The sequence below is a fragment of the Pyxidicoccus trucidator genome, assembly GCF_010894435.1.
GTDB classification, from domain to species: domain Bacteria; phylum Myxococcota; class Myxococcia; order Myxococcales; family Myxococcaceae; genus Myxococcus; species Myxococcus trucidator.
Genome location: NZ_JAAIXZ010000013.1, coordinates 47821 through 64215, shown reverse-complemented (window position 1 = coordinate 64215; position 16395 = coordinate 47821). Strand labels below are relative to the sequence as shown.

At 71.2% G+C, this 16395-nt stretch carries 14 protein-coding genes; 4 read left to right on the top strand and 10 right to left on the bottom strand.

Annotation, left to right across the window (positions count from 1 at the left end; genetic code table 11):
• Nucleotides 1–30: 30 nt before the first annotated feature.
• Entirely contained in the window at nt 31–657 is a 627-nt protein-coding gene (locus tag G4D85_RS31550) for a phenylalanine--tRNA ligase beta subunit-related protein (protein WP_164017768.1), read from the bottom strand.
• Between the two features lie 319 nt (nt 658–976).
• Between G4D85_RS31550 and G4D85_RS31545 the strand changes: the two genes are divergently transcribed.
• On the top strand, nt 977–2599 hold the full coding sequence (locus tag G4D85_RS31545) for an ABC-F family ATP-binding cassette domain-containing protein (RefSeq protein ID WP_164017767.1): 1623 nt from the start codon (nt 977–979) through the stop codon (nt 2597–2599).
• Nucleotides 2600–2722: 123 nt separating this feature from the next.
• On the opposite strand, the gene G4D85_RS31540 is transcribed toward G4D85_RS31545, so the two are convergent.
• The 5 genes from G4D85_RS31540 to G4D85_RS31520 form a co-directional block, all read right to left on the bottom strand.
• A complete protein-coding gene (locus G4D85_RS31540) occupies nt 2723–3484 on the bottom strand; it encodes a PH domain-containing protein (protein WP_164017766.1) in 762 nt (253 codons plus the stop codon).
• On the bottom strand, nt 3477–4058 hold the full coding sequence (locus G4D85_RS31535; RefSeq protein ID WP_164017765.1) for a PH domain-containing protein: 582 nt from the start codon (nt 4056–4058) through the stop codon (nt 3477–3479). The genes G4D85_RS31540 and G4D85_RS31535 overlap by 8 nt, the downstream gene beginning before the upstream one ends.
• A 107-nt stretch (nt 4059–4165) precedes the next feature.
• The gene (locus G4D85_RS31530; protein ID WP_164017764.1) at nt 4166–5605 is read right to left on the bottom strand and encodes an aldehyde dehydrogenase family protein; all 1440 of its coding nucleotides are present in this window, start codon (nt 5603–5605) and stop codon (nt 4166–4168) included.
• Nucleotides 5606–5664: 59 nt separating this feature from the next.
• Nucleotides 5665–7119: an aldehyde dehydrogenase family protein gene (locus tag G4D85_RS31525; RefSeq protein WP_164017763.1), complete on the bottom strand. Its 1455-nt coding sequence runs from the start codon at nt 7117–7119 to the stop codon at nt 5665–5667.
• Between the two features lie 56 nt (nt 7120–7175).
• Nucleotides 7176–7856 (bottom strand): TetR/AcrR family transcriptional regulator, encoded by a 681-nt coding sequence (locus tag G4D85_RS31520; RefSeq protein WP_164017762.1) that lies wholly within the window; start codon nt 7854–7856, stop codon nt 7176–7178.
• A 118-nt stretch (nt 7857–7974) separates the two neighbouring features.
• Between G4D85_RS31520 and G4D85_RS31515 the strand changes: the two genes are divergently transcribed.
• Together G4D85_RS31515 and G4D85_RS31510 are read left to right on the top strand one after the other, a co-directional pair.
• Complete coding sequence (locus G4D85_RS31515) at nt 7975–8601, top strand: phospholipase D family protein (protein WP_164017761.1); 627 nt, start codon at nt 7975–7977, stop codon at nt 8599–8601.
• Nucleotides 8602–8760: 159 nt separating this feature from the next.
• Nucleotides 8761–10095: a sensor histidine kinase gene (locus tag G4D85_RS31510; protein ID WP_164017760.1), complete on the top strand. Its 1335-nt coding sequence runs from the start codon at nt 8761–8763 to the stop codon at nt 10093–10095.
• Nucleotides 10096–10288: 193 nt separating this feature from the next.
• On the opposite strand, the gene G4D85_RS31505 is transcribed toward G4D85_RS31510, so the two are convergent.
• From G4D85_RS31505 to G4D85_RS31490, 4 genes are all read right to left on the bottom strand, one after another.
• Nucleotides 10289–11449, bottom strand: a complete 1161-nt coding sequence (locus tag G4D85_RS31505; protein ID WP_164017759.1) for an MFS transporter — start codon at nt 11447–11449, stop codon at nt 10289–10291.
• 200 nt (nt 11450–11649) lie between these two features.
• Entirely contained in the window at nt 11650–12390 is a 741-nt protein-coding gene (locus G4D85_RS31500; protein ID WP_164017758.1) for a helix-turn-helix transcriptional regulator, read from the bottom strand.
• An 80-nt stretch (nt 12391–12470) separates the two neighbouring features.
• Nucleotides 12471–13370: a fatty acid desaturase family protein gene (locus G4D85_RS31495; protein WP_164017757.1), complete on the bottom strand. Its 900-nt coding sequence runs from the start codon at nt 13368–13370 to the stop codon at nt 12471–12473.
• A 202-nt stretch (nt 13371–13572) separates the two neighbouring features.
• Nucleotides 13573–13932 (bottom strand): helix-turn-helix transcriptional regulator, encoded by a 360-nt coding sequence (locus G4D85_RS31490; protein WP_163997800.1) that lies wholly within the window; start codon nt 13930–13932, stop codon nt 13573–13575.
• A 416-nt stretch (nt 13933–14348) separates the two neighbouring features.
• Between G4D85_RS31490 and G4D85_RS31485 the strand changes: the two genes are divergently transcribed.
• On the top strand, nt 14349–16376 hold the full coding sequence (locus tag G4D85_RS31485; protein WP_164017756.1) for a HEAT repeat domain-containing protein: 2028 nt from the start codon (nt 14349–14351) through the stop codon (nt 16374–16376).
• The last annotated feature ends 19 nt before the right edge of the window (nt 16377–16395 follow it).

Sequence of the window (16395 nt, the reverse complement as noted above, 5' to 3'; positions counted from 1 at the left end):
CCGCGAGGAGCAGCTCCAGGTCCGGGGCGCTCAGGGCAGTTGCTCCACGGTGGCGCCCGCGCGCTCCAGCAGCTCGCGGTACCAGGCGAAGGCGCGGGCGGTGCGGTCTCCCAGCTCCTTCGCGCCCCACAGCACGGTGAGGGTGCGGCGGGTGTCGGCGTTCGTCTTGGTGCGCTGGGCGTCCTTCACCGCGTTGGCGCAGGGCCCCTCCGCGTCGAAGAGGCACAGCAGCCCCTCCAGGTCGATGCTCTGCCCGGAGGCGTTGAACACGTACTGCGAGCCGGCGGGGGCAATACCGACGCGGAAGGGTGCGCGGGCGCGGTCCAGGTCCACGACGCTGATGGGCAGGCCGCTGTGCAGGGACACGGCGTTGCAGGCGTCGACGGCGGTGTTGATGGAGCCGAGCGAGCCGTCACCCGAGGCGCGCACGAGGTACTCGGAGGCGGGCTTGCCGCGCCCGGTGGGCTTGTAGCCGCCGTGGCGGAGCATGTCGCGGACGGTGCCTCGCACGGCGTCGTCGCTGGAGAAGGGGGCGGAGGCGCCGGGCTTGAGCAGGGCCACCAGCCACTCCGGCGAGGGCAGCGAGCCCAGCGGCGCGGGGAATGCGGTGGTGAAGGCCAGCGTGTCCAGGGAGGGATGCGGGTCGACGGTCAGCACGGCGAGGACTCTACGCCACGCGCCGAGGCCAGGGCGCGCGCCTCGGCCCCGAGTGTGGACAGTCCTGCGGAAGCGCCCGCCCCCGAGCGGGGATTTCCGCGTGAGCCCGGCCTTCGAGGACGCCCGGGGGCCGTGCCCGTGCCCGGCCGGGATGGGGCCGAGCGGGGTGTGGGTCTCCCTGCCATTCCACCGGGAGCCCGCCCGCCCGCCTGCCTCCGGAAAGAGAACCCGCCTTCGGGAGGTTCGGAACATTCTTCCCGTGGCGCCCTACATGGCATAAGGGCGCCCGCACCCGCTTTCCGGGCCCCCTCGCACGCACATGATCCGTCTCGACAACATCGGCAAGCAGAATGGCCAGCAGATCCTCTTCATCGAGGCCTCCGCGGCGCTCCACAAAGGCGAGAAGGTGGGCCTGGTCGGTCCGAACGGCGCCGGCAAGACGACCCTGTTCCGCATGATTACGAACCAGGAGCACCCCGACGAGGGCCAGGTGGCCGTCGACCGGGGTGTCACCATCGGCTACTTCAGCCAGGACGTCGGTGAGATGCAGGGCCGCAGCGCGGCCTCCGAGGTCATGGACGGCGCCGGCCCGGTCAGCTCCGTGGCCGCCGAGATGAAGGCGCTGGAAGCCGCCATGGGGGACCCGGACCAGGCGGACAACATGGACAAGCTCGTCGAGCGCTACGGCGTGGTCCAGGGGCGCTTCGAGGAGCTGGGTGGCTACGCCCTGGAGGGCCGGGCGCGGGAAATCCTCGCGGGCCTGGGCTTCAGCCAGGAGATGATGGACGGCGACGTGGGCGCGCTGTCGGGCGGTTGGAAGATGCGCGTGGCCCTGGCCCGCATCCTCCTGATGCGTCCGGACGCCATGCTCCTCGACGAGCCCAGCAACCACCTGGACCTGGAGAGCCTCATCTGGCTGGAGGAGTTCCTCAAGGGCTACGAGGGCGCGCTGCTGATGACCTCGCACGACCGCGAGTTCATGAACCGCATCGTCAACAAGGTCATCGAAATCGACGGTGGCTCGCTGACGACGTACACGGGCAACTACGAGTTCTACGAGCAGCAGCGGGCGCAGAACGAGAAGCAGCAGCAGGCGCAGTTCGATCGCCAGCAGGCGATGCTCGCGAAGGAAATCAAGTTCATCGAGCGCTTCAAGGCACGCGCCTCGCACGCCGCGCAGGTGCAGAGCCGCGTGAAGAAGCTGGAGAAGATTGAGCGCGTGGAGCCGCCCAAGCGCCGCACCACGGTGCTGTTCGAGTTCCTGCCGGCGCCGCGCTCCGGTGAGGACGTGGTGAGCCTGAAGAGCGTTCATAAGGGCTACGGCAACCGGAGCATCTACGAGGGCCTGGACTTCCTCGTGCGGCGCACGGAGCGCTGGTGTGTCATGGGCGTCAACGGCGCGGGCAAGTCCACGCTGCTGAAGCTGGTGACGGGCTCCACGCAGCCGGACGAGGGCACGGTGGCCCTGGGTGGCAGCGTGAAGATGGGCTACTTCGCCCAGCACGCCATGGACCTGCTGGACGGCGAGCGCACGGTGTTCCAGTCGCTGGAGGATGCGTTCCCCCGCGCGGGGCAGGGCTCGCTGCGGGCGCTGGCCGGCTGCTTCGGCTTCTCCGGCGACGAGGTGGAGAAGAAGTGCCGCGTGCTGTCGGGCGGTGAGAAGGCGCGACTGGTCATGGCGAAGATGCTCTTCGACCCGCCGAACTTCCTGGTGCTCGACGAGCCGACCAACCACCTGGACATGGCGACCAAGGAGATGCTCATCACCGCGCTGTCGCGGTACGAGGGCACCATGCTGTTCGTCTCGCACGACCGGCACTTCCTGGGCGCGCTGTCCAACCGCGTGCTGGAGCTGACGCCCGAGGGCATCCACCAGTACGGCGGCGGCTACACCGAGTACGTGGCGCGCACGGGCCACGAAGCCCCCGGCCTGCGCAGCTGAGCAAGCGCCACCGGCGCGGCGAGGCCCCGAGCCACGCCGCGCCCTGGGCGCACGTATCGCATCGGGGCGTTACTCGGCAGGTGCCGAGTCCTGCCGAGATGGAAGCGCCTGCCGCAGCGGGAGCTACTCGGTAGGTGCCGGGCCCTGGCGTGGCGGGAGCGCCTGCCGCAGGGCGCGCATCTCCGTGAGCAGCTCTCGCGCGGCGTCGAGCGCGGCCGTGGACGCGGTGACAGTTGTCACGGGCTCCACCGTGTGAGCCTCTCCCAGTCCGGTGTCACGGTGCATGCGCACGCGGGCAAGGATGACGTCGCGAATCTCCCCGGGGTTGCTGACGCCGCGGAAGCGCGCCTCGTGCAGGTGCTCACCGTGCCCGGAGTCCGAGCTGCCGGAGCCTCGTGAGCCACCGCCGCCAGCGGTCTCCACCTTCACGTCGGAGATGCCGAGCAGGCGCTGGAGGGGGTCCTGGTGGATGGAGACCTGCTGGATGTTGGCGAAGGTCATCGTCTTCTCCTGGAAGGAGACGAGGCCCTCGCGCATGCGCAGGCTGCGGTCGGAGAGGATGTACCAGCGGAACTCGTAATCAATCCGAGCGACGAGGAAGCCGATGGGGAACTGGGCGATGAAGCCCAGCCACGCGAGCGCCTCCAGGCCCCAGCCAATCTTCTCCGAGAGTGGATGTCCGATGCGCGGGACGACGGAGGCGATGAACAGCGCACCGAAAATCAGACCCGCCACCAGCCCCACCTGCCGCAGTCCCCAGCGGATCAGCTGATAGTGCCGATGCGCGGGAGCGGAGCGGAAGACGCGCACCTCGCCCTGCGGAATCTCCGGCGGGGGAGGGACCTTCAGCAGTCGGAGGAGCCACGCATGCGGCTGGTCAGCCATCCGTCTTCTCCGGAGGCGTCGACGTGCCGCCCAGGCCGAGCCGGAGCGCACGCACCTCGGCGGCGACCTCGCGGAGCGTGGAGGTGAGCGCGTCCTCCGAGCCCGGGGCAAGCGCCTGCGCGGCGTCGCGAGTGGCGGGCAGCGTGCGGTCGCGAGCCCCCTGCATCTTCGAATAGAGGAAGTCCCGCATGGCCTCGAAGGCCTGGAACCCTTCGATGGTGATTTCCGCCTGCGAGTTGCCGCTGGCCGTCTGCACCTGAATCTTGGCGAGTCCGAGCCAGCGCTCCACGACGTTGCTGGACAAGTGGATGTCCTGGATGCGGGCGTAGGTGAGGGAGACCTCGCGGCGGAAGAGGATGCCCCACCGGACGGTGATGCCCTCCGCGTCCAGCTCGTAGCGCAGGGTCTTGAACCGGAAGAATTGGTACAGCAGGAGGATGGGGAAGCCCGGGCCCGCGAGGAGCGACGTGAGCGCGTAGTAGGTGAGCAGGTTCCGGTGCGGGTGCAGCACCGCGGGCAGCCGCGACAGCAGCGCCGCGTCGGCGGAGGGCGAGGGCGAGGGCGTGTCGGTCATGTGCTGCTCACCAGCAAGACTCCCGCGAAAGGGTCCGCCCAGGCTGTACGGGCCCGGGGGGAGACCATTTCATACTCCGCCCCGGCCGCCTCGCTTCGCGTGCCCCGCTACTCGAACAGCCGGCTCGCCAGCCGCGCCAGCTTCTGCGCCTTGCCCGTGTACGGCGGGAAGAACAGGTGCGCCAGGGACGTGCGGCCCTGTCGCAGCACCGCGCGCTCGTGGCTGAACGTCCGGAAGCCCGTCTCCCCGTGGTACGCGCCCACGCCGCTCTGCCCGACTCCGCCGAAGGGCAGGTTCGGGTTCGCGTTGTGCAGCACCACGGTGTTGATGCACGTGCCGCCCGCGCTCGTCTCGCGCAGGAGCCGCTCCACCGTCGCCTCGTCCTGGCTGAACACGTAGAGCGCCAGCGGCTTGCCACCCGCGCGCACGTGGGCCACCACGTCGTCCAGCGACTCGTACCGGAGCACCGGCAGCACCGGCCCGAAAATCTCCTCCTCCATGATGGGCGCATCCGGCATCACGTCCGCGAGCACCGTGGGCGCGATGTAGCGCGTCTCCGCGTCCACCCCTCCGCCCATCACCACCCGAGCCCCCGCCGTCACCGTGCGGTCCATCAACCCGCGCACCCGCTTGAAGGCCCCGTCATCCACCAGCCGGCAGAAGTCCTGGCACGCCCGCCGGGCCTCCTCGGACTTGCCGTAGAAGCGCTCCAGCGCGGACTTCATCGCCGCCAGCAGCGCCTCCTCCTTCGACGCGTGCACCCACACGTGGTCCGGGGCGATGCACGTCTGCCCCGCGTTGAGGAACTTCCCCCACACCACGCGCTCCGCCGTCGTCTCCACGTCCGCCGTCGCGTCCACCACCACCGGCGACTTGCCGCCCAGCTCCAGCGTCACCCCGGCCAGGTGCTTCGCCGCCGCCTCCATCACCCGCCGGCCCACGCGCGGCCCGCCCGTGAAGAAGAAGTGGTCGAACGGCAGCCGCAAGAGCGCCTCGCCCACCTCGGGGCCGCCCTCCACCACCGCCACCTCGTCGGAGGGGAACGCGTCGCGCAGCAGCTCCGCCAGGAAGCGCGCCGTGTTCGGCGTCTTCTCACTCGGCTTGCACAGCACGGTGTTGCCCGCCGCCACCGCCGCCACCAGCGGCGACACCAGCAGGTTGAAGGGGTAGTTCCACGGCGCCATCACCAGCACCACGCCCCGCGCTTCGGACTGCACGTGGCTGGAGGTGCCGGTGAGCATCAGCGGCGTCGTCACCTTCCGGGGCTTCATCCACCCCTTCAGGTGCTTCTGCACGTGCACCAGTTCCTGGAGCACCGGCATGACTTCCGTGGCCTCCACCTCGGCGCGGGGCTTGCGGAAGTCCGCGTAGAGGGCGTCCGCCAGCGCTTCCCGCCGCGCGACGATGAGCTCCTTGAGCTTCTCCAGCCGGGCCAGCCGTTCCTTCGCCCCGCGCCTCGCCACCTCCCAGCGGCGCGCCTGGAGGCGGTCGAACGCCTCCCGCACGCCTTCGGGCATCCGCTCTTCCGCCAGCTTCACCACGTGCATGGACCGGCTCCTCCTGGCGGTGTCCCTGGTGAGAACACCGCCCGAACCGGCCTTCTTGCCTACTCCATCAGCCGGGTCGCGCGGGAGGCCATTTCCTGCGCCTTTCCGCGATACGGCGGGAAGAACACCGAAGCGAGCGACTTCATCCACTGAACCGTCACGGCCCGCTCATGGCTGAAAGTCTTGAAGCCGTAGACGCCGTGGTAGTTCCCCAGGCCACTCATTCCCACCCCGCCAAACGGCAGGTTGGGGTTGGCCACGTGGATGAGGACGTTGTTCACCACCGCCCCGCCGGACGTGGTGTTCCGGAACACGTCCTCCACGTTCCGCTTGTCCTGGCTGAACACGTAGAGCGCCAGCGGCTTCCCGCCTGCCTGGATGTGGGTGTAGACGTCCTCGCGCTTCTCGTAGGTCATCACCGGCAGCACGGGGCCGAAGATTTCGCCCTCCATGATGGGCATGTCCGCCCTCACGCCCGACAGCACCGTGGGGGACACGTAGCGCGAGGGCCCGTCCGCCGCCCCGCCCACCTCCACCTTCGCTCCCACGGCCACCGAGCGGTCGACCAGGTCCTTCACCCGCCGCCACGCCACGGGGTCCACCATGCGCGAGAAGTCCGGGCTCGCCTGCCGCTCCGTCTCCGTCTCGCCGTAGAAGCGGGTGATGACCGCCTTCAGCGCGTCCAGGAACGCGCGCTCGCGCGACGCGTGGACGAAGATGTAGTCCGGCGCCACGCACGTCTGGCCGCCGTTGATGAACTTGCCCCAGGCAATCCGCTCGGCCGTCGCGGTGAGGTCCGCCGTCTCGTCGATGATGACGGGCGACTTGCCGCCCAGCTCCAGCGTCACGCTGGCCAGGTGCTTCGCCGCGGCCTCCATCACCTTCCGGCCGATGCGCGGGTTGCCGGTGAAGAAGATGTGGTCGAAGGGTAGCTCCAGCATCGCCTCCGCGACCTCCGCGCCGCCCTCGAAGAGGGCCACTTCATTCTCGGGGAAGACGTCCTTCACCAGCCGCGCCAGGAAGCGCGAGGTGTTCGGCGTCTTCTCGCTCGGCTTGCAGATGACGGTGTTGCCCGCGGCGATGGCGGCAATCAGCGGCGCCAGCATCAGCTGGAAGGGGTAGTTCCACGGCGCCAGGACGAGCACCACGCCGCGCGCCTCGTAGCGCACGTGGCTGGACGAGCCCGCCAGCAAGAGCGGCGTGCCCACGCGCGTGGGCTTCATCCACGACTTGAGGTGCTTCACCGTGTGGTTCAGCTCCTCCAGCGTGGGGTGCACCTCCGTCAGCTCCACCTCCATGGCGGGCTTGCGGAAGTCGCGGTGGATGGCGTCCGCCAGCTCCGCGCGCCGGGCCAGAATCGCCTCGCGCAGCCGCTTCAGGCGGGCAATCCGCTCGGCGGCGGTGGTGCGCGACATCGTCCACCGGTGCGCGCGCTGGGCCTCGAAGGCCGAGCGCAGGCGCTGGATTTCGGCGGAGGGCTTCGTGTCGACGGGAGAGGCAACGGCTTCAAGCATGGGTTGCTCCGGATTCGGGACAGAAGACGTGTGGGAACCACGAAAGGGAAGGGGGCTCAGCGGGACTCCAGCCCGCGCAGCAGGGTGGCGAGGGCGGTCGTCAGCTCGGCGGTGAAGTCCACCTTCAGCGGGGCCATGTGGGGCAGCGCGAGCACCTCGCGCGTCACGGGCGCCAGGTCCGCCATCTGCCGCAGGCCCGTCACCAGCGCGTGCAGGTGGACGAGGAAGCGCGGGCCGTCTCCGTCCTTCAGGAAGGACAGCCGCTGCTCCACCCGCGCTCCGGTGCTCAGCAGCGCCCCCAGGAGCCGCTCCTTGAACGGCCGCAGCTGCTCCGCCGTCACGTTCTGCTCCAGCACCGTCTGCAGCATCGCCAGCAGCCGCGTCAGCGACTCCTCGCCCTCCAGCGACTCGGCCACCGTGCGCGCCAGCCGGGGGCCCGTCCACCGGCCCTCGCCATGCTCCAGCAGCCCGTCCAGCCGGGCGAACCACGCGAAGAGCAGGTCCTCCAGCAGCGCCAGGAACAGCGCCTCCTTCGTGGGGAAGTAGAGGAACACCGTCCCCTTCGCGAGCTGCGCCCGCTCCGCCACGTCCGCCATCTTCACGTCCGCGTACGAGGTGGCCTGGTACAGCGTCAGCGCCTCTTCCAGGATGAGCCGGCGCCGCGCCTCCTTGTCCTCGTCCTTCCTCGCTCGCTGGGGCAGGGCCCGCTTCACCTTCGCCGCCGTGTTGCTGACCATGAGTCATATGTAGGTGACCCCTGGTCAGTCGTCAAGTGACTTGCGGTCATTTGCGCGCCATGGGGGAGGGCTGGCCGGCGACTGGCTGGGTGTGGGTGGGTGTGCGAGGCTGTGAGGCATGCGTCCCATCGAAGCGGAGCTCCTGTCGGGCAGCGAGCTGTACCGGGAGGTGGTGCTGGAGAAGCTGCTCCACGCGCGCGAGTCGGTGTGCATTGCCACGGCCAACGTGAAGGCGATGTTCGTGGAGCACGGGGGCCGCTTCGTCCCGCTGGTGGAGGTGCTCGACAAGCTGGCCGCGAAAGGCGTGGCGCTGCGGCTGCTGCACGCGGAGCTGCCCAGCCGGCCCTTCCGCGCCGCCTTCGACAAGCAGGCGCGGCTCGTCGCGGGTGGGCTGGGCCTCAAGGTGTGCCCGCGCGTGCACTTCAAGGCGGTGGTGGTGGACGGGGCGTGGGCCTACCTGGGCAGCGCCAACCTCACGGGCGCGGGGCTGGGGGCCAAGGGCGACACGGTGCGCAACTTCGAGCTGGGCTTCGTCACCGAGGACTTCGACGTCATCGACCGGGTGACGGCGCTCTACGAGGCGGTGTGGAGCGGCGCCGAGTGCCGCACGTGTCGCCTGCGCGCGGTCTGCCCTGACCCAATCTTGCCTGCCAGCGTGCGGATGGCGGAAAAGCGGGGCCCGCGTGGCGGCGTGCGGTTGGGGAAGGCTCGCCGCTTGAGGCGCCACACCTCGGAGACCCGCTGATGCTGAAGCTCTACTTCGCCCCGCAGACGCGCCGACCGCGCTCCTGGCGGACTTCCCCGGCCGCAAGGCCTCCGAGCCGCGGCACCTGGCCCGTCCGGCCGCGCGGCGCGCGCTGAACCAGGCCCCGGTCTTCGCCTCCCGACACCAGGAACCGCTTCCTTGCGCAAGGCCGCCCTCACTTCCCTGCCGCCCACGGAGCTCAAGGCCGAAGTGCGGCTGCGGCGGCGCAACTACCTGCTCTGCGCCGTGGGGTTCCTGCTCTCCGGTGCCTCGCACCCGCTGACGCTCGGCCGGGTGATTCCAGAGGTCCTCGTCGTCCACGCCGCGTGGAGCGCCGTCTTCATCGCGCTGGGGATAGCGGTGGGTGCCCGGTGGCTGGCGGCGAGGTCTACCAGCGCGCTCGCTGCCTTCATCAGCCTCATCGCGCTGATGTTCGACATCCGCTTCACCGGGGGCATCTCCAGTCCCTTCTTCCCCGGCCTCTACGCGGTGCCGCTCATCATCGCCGTCTTCACGCCGGGGCACCGGAAGCCCACGCTGGTGGCCTGTGTGCTGACGCTGGTGTCACTGCTGCTGACGTGCTGGTGGTCCGGCGCGTCGTTCCAGGTGACGCTGTCGCAGGTCTTCTCCTTCGCCTTCGTCGCATGGATATCCGCGTACGGTGGGCGGACGTTCCGCCGCCTGCGCGACGCGGAGCGCGAGGCGGACCGGGAGCGCGTGGAGGCGCTGCAGCGGCTGGCGGAGAGCGAGCGGCTGCGCGCCCAGGCCGAGCGCAACCGCGCGGAGATGGAGCGGCTGGCGGTGCTGGGCAAGCTGGCGGCGGGCGTGGCCCACGAGGTGAACAACCCGCTGGCCTACGTGAAGTCCAACCTGGGCTTCCTGGGAGAGGAGCTGCGCGAGCAGGCGCCGGACGTGGAGGAGCTGCGGCGCGTGCTGGAGGAGACGCAGCAGGGCGTGCAGCGCATCCAGCAGATTGTCGCGGACCTGCGGCGCTTCTCGCGCGACACGTCAGAGGCGGAGGAGCACTGCGCGGTGGACGACGCGGTGGCCGAGGCGCAGCGGCTGGCCTCGGTGCGGCTGCGCAGCCTGGGCGAGGTGGTGCGGGACGTGGCCCCGGAGCTGCCAAGGGTGCGCATCAGCCAGCGCCACCTGGTGCAGGTGCTGGTGAACCTGCTGCTCAACGCGGCGGATGCGCTGGACGCGGCGGAGCAACGGCGCCCGGCGCGCGTCGTCCTCCGTGCCACCCTGACTCCGGCGGGCGTGCGGCTGGACGTGGAGGACAACGGCCCGGGCATTCCCACCACCGCGCTGTCGCGCCTGTTCGAGCCCTTCTTCACCACCAAGCCCCCGGGCAAGGGCACCGGCCTGGGACTGGCGCTGTGCCGCGAGTACGTAGCGCGCGCCGGGGGCACGCTGGTGGCGGAGAACCGCCAGGAGGGCGGCGCCCGCTTCACGCTGCTCCTGCCCGGCACGGTGCGGCAGGGCGCGGCCTGACCTCTGCCGGGGACGCGCCAGCCCGGAGGGGGTAGGGCCGGAAGGAATGTTCGTTCCACCTGGCCCCTGGCTCGTGTGGCCTCGGGACCAGGGAGCCTGCATGGCCCGACGTCTCCCGAGGACACGCCGGTCCGGAGAGAGTACGCCCGGAAGGAATGCTCGTTCCGCCTGACCTCTGCCCCCGCGGCGGGCGTCAGTCCTCTGGAAGCACCGTATGGCGCGCGTCAGGGTTTCTCCGCTCGCCACGGCGGGCCGCGAGCGCTGACAGCAGCACGCCGACAGGCTGGGCGAGCAGGACGAGCATGGCCGCGAAGAGTCCCGGCCCGTCTGCCACCGCGCCGACGATGAGCGGCAACGCGAGGTCCAGCCAGCCGAGGAGCGAGCCCATCGCGAGCACGAGGTGCGGACGCCCGGGAAGGGCCGCGAAGGCCCGGGCCTTCAGCAGCGGGTAGTGGGCGGAGGCGAAGACCCCCGCGACTCCGAGCGCCACCGCGCTGGACAGCCACGTCGTCGCCGCCAGCCACGCCGCGTAGGCGACGGTGCACCCCACCCCCGTGACGGCCAGCAGCGTGGACGGACGGAAGCGTGACGCGTAGCGCTCGAGCAGCGCCGTGCCGAGGATGCCACCCACCACCCAGGCGGAGAGGATGGCGGCCCGGTCCGTGGGAGTGGCCTCCAGGCGTCCGGCCAGGAAGAGCGTGCCGAACGCGACGAGCACCTCGTCCATCAACCCGCACAGCACCACCACTGCCGACCACGCCAGCATCGGCCGGCAGCTCACGGCGGTGCGCAGCGCCTCGCGCAGGGAGCCCTCGGGCTCCTCTTCCTCTTCGGCCTCTCCGGCGCCGCCCGTTCGCAGCGTGGCCGCCGCCTCCAGCGCCGCGAGCGCGGCCACCGCGAACAGCGCACCCCGCCAGCCAAACCCCAGCGCCACCGACGCGGCCAGCGCGAGCGGCGCCAGCAGGTCTCCCGCGAGCCCGAGCAGCGTCCAGCGCGCGAGCACCGCCTCGCTCCGCTCGGGATTCCCGGACACGAGCGCCGCCTGGGCCAGGTTGACGCCGAGGCCACTCGCCGGGCCATAGAGCGCCAGCGCCGCCAGCAGCAGCCAGTACGAAGGCGCGAGCGCCGCCGCCAGGGTGGTGAGCGCCATCATCGCGAGGCCCGCCGCCCGCATGCCCCGTTGGCGGCGGCCATGCGCCAGTGCGAGCAGCGGCGGTTCGAGCACCGCGCCGAGCACCTGGAAGGCAAACAGTGTCCAACCCGCCGCCCGTGCGGGCGTCAGGTCGAAGGCGCTCAGGAGCTCCGGTGCACCGGACGGAACGACACCGGTGGCGAGCTCATCGATGAAGGCCACCGCCAGCAGTACCGCCGTCCAGCGGCGTGAGGCTCAGGGGGGAGAGGTCTGCTTGGGCATGGGGTGAATCTAAGCGACGGCCCCGGGCCCTGCCAGCCCAACGCACCGGGGCTGTCCGTCCGCCGCCCTCCGGCTGCTTCGGTGCGGTGCGACAAGCTCGGATCCGCACGCGGCCCGGTCCGAGCCGCCTGGGCACGGAGCTACGGAGGAGGCTCCGGCGCCTCGTCCTCGTCGCCCCGGGCGCTCGCCACCGCCTCCAGCGCGGAAGTCTTCCCCTGCTGCATGTCCCGCCACGAGCTGGGCGACGCGCCCACCACCTTGCGGAACAGGCTGCTGAAGTGCTGGAGCGAGGCGCAGCCCACCTCCACCGCCACCGCGGTGAGCTTCATGTCCGTCTCCAGCAGCAGCGACTGCGCCATGCGCACCTGCACGGCGTTCAGCTCCGCCTGGAAGGACGTGCCGCCCTCCTTCAACCGCCGCTGCAGCGTCCGCTCGGACATGCCCATCTCCCGGGCCACGTCCGACAGGTTGACGTCCGGCAGCTTGCTCTTCATCACCTGGTGCAGCTCGCGCAGCAGCGGCGACTGGCCGGTGGCCTCGGCTACCAGACCGTTGAGCTCCGCCAGCAGCGGCGCCGCCAGCGCCTCCGGGTGCCCCAGCCACTCCAGCGCCTGGGCCGGGTCGCTGAAGGCGCGGCTGGGGTACGCCCCGGACAGCAGCGTGTAGAAGCCCCCCACCACCGCGCCGACGACTCCCTCCGGACGCAGCAGGGCCTGCCTCAACACGGACGTGCTGAAGGCCTTCTCCCTGGGCTGCATGTACTTCACCAGCACCGCGAAGGCGGAAGGGTCCGCGGCCTCCAGCCGGCGCGCGTCCACCAGCGAGGCATGGGGCTTCGCGGGCGCCAGCTCCACGTCCAGCACCTGGACGAGCCGCCGCACCTGCGACTCACCCGGACGCCCCCACAGAATGAAGCCGCAGAGGTCCGCGGAGGCGTACCAATGCAGGAAGCCTTCCCCGACTACGTAACGGCCGAGGGGGTCCCTGAGGTAATCGTCGAGGCCGTCTGCGGATCGCACGGCTCGGCAGAATAGCGCTTTACGATTCGCGCCACCCAGAACGGATTAATGGGCGAAAGCGGAGTGATGAGCGCCGGCCGCACCAGGGACGAGGCGGCGAGCTCCCGAGTGGTCTCCGGCAGCTCGTACCAGGGCGTCTGGGGCTTCAGGTGGTGGGCCTGGTGGTAGCCCGCGTTGAAGAAGAAGAGGTTGTACAGGTGGGACGTAGAAGTATTGCCCAGCGCGTCTCGCTGGCCGGAGTCCGTCTCGAAGTGGGCCGCCAGGTTCAGCCAGAGGATGCAGACCTGCCCCACCAGCAGCACCCCCCACCACGCCAGCCCGAGCGCCGGCCTCCAGAGGATGAGCGCCAGCAGCGTGCCGTCCACCACCAGGAAGTCCACCACCAGCTCCAGCCGCTGGTTGCGCTTTCCCGCCCACCGCCAGACCTGGCCCACCGTCTCGAAGGGCCAGAACCAGGGCGTCAGCGCCGAGCGCACGCAGTAACGCAGCGCGCCCTCACCTGGACGACGCTGGCCCCAGTCCCCGGGGCCGTCGTTGTACCGGTGGTGGTTGAAGTGGTGGATGTAGTAGCCGCGGTATGGGAAGCCGCAGGCCATGCCCAGCGAGCGTGACACCACCCAGTTGGCCAGCTTCGGCCGGGCCGTGGACACGTGCATGTGGTTGTGCAGGACGGCGTAGTTCCAGAACAGCACCGCCCAGCCCAGCACGCACATCCCCAGGCGCCCCGCGATTCCCAGGGCGTCCCAGCTCAGGATGAAGGAGGGGAACCACACCCACCACAGCGCATGAACCGCGAGCTGCGGCAAGTCGAAGGTGGGCAGTGGCGGGCGGACGCGAGTCATGAAGACTCTTGGTACGCCTGCCAGCCCGGCGCCGCTTCACTCCACGCGCCAAGTGCTTGCACCAAGGCGAAATACGCCCTGTCGTTTCCCCCTCTGCCGACGCGTCCCGGGGTCCCCCCCGCCCCGGGCCGAGTCCACTCTGGCTCCCCTCTTCCGTGTGGGTTGGAAGAGGGGGCTCGAGCCGCGTCCCGACTTCGGGACGTCAGTTCTCCAGCGCGTGCGCCACCTGCCCGAGCAGGCGCAGGCGCGGCGCGTCCAGCTTGCGCACCGTGCGCAAGAGGCGCCTCACCTCGGGGCGCTCGCGGTACTCCGGCGGGTCTTCCGCCAGCGCGGGCGCGCCCTCCACTCCGGCCATGCCGAGCAGCACGTCCGAAGAGCAGTTGAGGACGAGGCACAGCTTCCTGAGCGTGCGGACACTGGGCAGCATGTGGCCGCGCTCGAGGCGGCCGTACACTTCCGTGGCGATGCCGACGCGCTCGGCCACGTCGGCCTGGGTCAGCTCCAGCCGCTGCCGCGCCGCGCGGACTGCGTTTCCAATGATGGTTGCCAGTCGTTGTTCCATGGCGTGCGGAAACCTGTCGAAAAGAGGGCTTCACCCCCCGCCTTCAGGCGGAGAGACACCGGGGAGAAGTGACTGCCGTTGGCTGCCTCGTGGAACACAGACTACGAGTCGGGTCTGACATTCCGGTGCATCCGGGAAGGCGTGTGGAAGCGTCCGGAATCGGCCGGGTTTTCCGCCCGGCGAGGACACCCCGCGCGTGGGTGGGCGGCGGCGCGAAGGCCGAAAAATCGGCCTGCGCGGCGTTGTCAATGCTGCGCTCGGTGCCGTCAGGAAAAGCCCTGGTGTTTCCGGGGTTTACGAAGGCGGGAGGTCTGACGTAGGTTGGGCGCCCCGGTGGGTACCGGGAGACCGGTGCAGGCCTCCGGTGACTCGGAGCCGGGGGTGCATCGCGCCTCGCGGGGAGGGATGTTGAGGTCGTGAGCGACGAGCGTCCGGACGCGCTGCTCAAGAGCGCACTCGAAAAGATCGTCTACTTCGAGGCTCGCGCGGAGCAGCTCCATGGCGAGCTGGACTCGACGCGCGAGGAGATGGCGCACCTGAGGCGTGAGCTGGCGGAGACGCACCAGCGCGAGCTGGAGCTGCGGCGCGAGGTGGCGGAGCTGGAAGTCCGCATCAGCCGCATGCAGGCCGACCGCGAGGAGCTCACCCGGCTCAACCAGGCGCTGCGCGGCGAGCGGCACCAGCTCATGGACAAGCTGCTGGATGCCAGTCGGATCCGCTCGTCCGCGCAGGAGCGCGCCGAGGAGGACGACGACCTGGGGCTCGACCTGGCCTCGTTCATCTCCCAGCTTCGCAGCGAGGTGATACTGCGCGGCGAGGCGGGGCCGGTGGCCCACGGCGTGGTGGTGCCTCCCGTGCGCGGGCCGGCCGTGCCGCTGCGGCCTCAGGCCCGCGTCTCCTCGGACAGCGAGCCGCCCGTGGCCTCGGAGCGCGAGTCGGAGAGGGGCAGCGAGGGCTTGTCGCCGGTGGCGCGCGAGGCGCAGCGCTTCTTTGCGGCGGGCCGGCTGGGCGTGAGCGCGGCGCAGCACGCGGAGCTGTCCGCGCACGCGGGCTTCGGCAGCACCACGGACGAGACGCTCTTCGGCTTCTCCGTGCGCGAGCTGTCCGCGCAGGACGCGGCCGCCCGGGTGCGCGCCGCCGAGCGGCTCAAGGCCCTGGCCCAGCCCGCCGCCGCGCCCGCGCTGGCCGCCGCGCTGCACGCGGAGACGGACTCCGTCGCGCAGGTGGCGCTGCTCCAGGCGTTCGCCTCGCTGAGCCGTGAGCAGGGCGCGTCGGTGGTGTCGCCGCTGCTGGCGTCGCCGGTGCCCGAGGTGCGCATCGCCGCGCTGAAGGCGATGCTGTCGCTGTCGCCGATGGACGCGGCGCCGCACCTGGCGCAGGCGATGAAGGATCCGGACCGCTCGGTGCGCCGCCGCGCGTCGCTGCTGGCGCTGGGGCTGGAGGGCGAGACGGCGCGCCGGCTGGGCGAGGAAGCCATCCACGACGCGGATCCGGAGGCGCGCGCCCTGGCGGCGCTGGCGCTCGGGGCCGGCGCCGGGGAGAACGCGCGCACGCTGCTGCTCGGCGCGCTGGCGGACCGCGAGCCCCGCGTGCGCAAGGCCGCCGCGCAGAGCCTGTCGCGCATCCTCGGGCACGATGTGTCCGCGGTGGTGGACCTGGACGACACGCACCGCCGCCGCGAAATCCGCCGCCTGGCGACGCTGCCCATGAAGCCCGTGAGGGCCCGGCTGGAGCAGCCCCGTCCCGTGGTGGTGGCTCCGGTGCAGCTCGCCGCAGTGGGTGTGCCGGTGCAGACCATGGCCGCCGCGTCGAGTGGGGCGTCCGCGAGGCCTGTCACCGTGGCAGCGGGTGGTGTGCCGGTGCAGGCCGTGGCCGCCTCGAACGGTGTGCCCGTGCAGGTCCTGGTCGGCGCGGTGCAGGGCTCGGCCGCGCAGCCTGTCTACGCCGTCGCCACCGTGGGCCACGCGCAGGCTGCCTCCGGGGCCTCCGCGCCAAATCTCCGCGCCGGCTCTCCGACGACGCCGCCTCCCGCGCCGAACCTCCGCGCCGGTTCCTCGACGCCGCCTCCCGCGTCTCCTGTCCGCGCCGTGCCGCCCACCGCCCCGCTTCCCCAGGCCGCGGCTCCAGCCTCCCGTCTCTCACCCGTGCAGGCGGCGCTCGTCGCCATGGGCGCGGTGCCCGGCCAGCCCGCCGCCGCGCCGCGAGCCTCCGCTCCCCCGCCTGCTCCCGCCGAGCCGCGCGCCGCGAGCCGTCCGACGTCTTCGCCCGTGGAGGCGCTCTGCACCCGGATGCTGGCGGAGGTCCGCACGGCGGTGCGAGGTCGCTCGCTCGTCGAGCTGGCCGTCGCGCTGTCGGCCCCCTCGGAGCTTGCCCAGGAGGCGCTCACCCTCCTGTCCGCCCGGGGAGCCGTGGTCCGAAGGGGGCACAAATACTTCGCCGCTTGAGGCAAGGTAGCCGTTCCGC

Coding starts and splice junctions, on each gene's coding strand:
- G4D85_RS31515 (WP_164017761.1), top strand. CDS start 7,975: ATGCGTCCCATCGAAGCGGAGCTCCTGTCGGGCAGCGAGCTGTACCGG.
- G4D85_RS31490 (WP_163997800.1), bottom strand. CDS start 13,932: ATGGAACAACGACTGGCAACCATCATTGGAAACGCAGTCCGCGCGGCG.
- G4D85_RS31525 (WP_164017763.1), bottom strand. CDS start 7,119: ATGCTTGAAGCCGTTGCCTCTCCCGTCGACACGAAGCCCTCCGCCGAA.
- G4D85_RS31530 (WP_164017764.1), bottom strand. CDS start 5,605: ATGCACGTGGTGAAGCTGGCGGAAGAGCGGATGCCCGAAGGCGTGCGG.
- G4D85_RS31520 (WP_164017762.1), bottom strand. CDS start 7,856: ATGGTCAGCAACACGGCGGCGAAGGTGAAGCGGGCCCTGCCCCAGCGA.
- G4D85_RS31535 (WP_164017765.1), bottom strand. CDS start 4,058: ATGACCGACACGCCCTCGCCCTCGCCCTCCGCCGACGCGGCGCTGCTG.
- G4D85_RS31540 (WP_164017766.1), bottom strand. CDS start 3,484: ATGGCTGACCAGCCGCATGCGTGGCTCCTCCGACTGCTGAAGGTCCCT.
- G4D85_RS31545 (WP_164017767.1), top strand. CDS start 977: ATGATCCGTCTCGACAACATCGGCAAGCAGAATGGCCAGCAGATCCTC.
- G4D85_RS31495 (WP_164017757.1), bottom strand. CDS start 13,370: ATGACTCGCGTCCGCCCGCCACTGCCCACCTTCGACTTGCCGCAGCTC.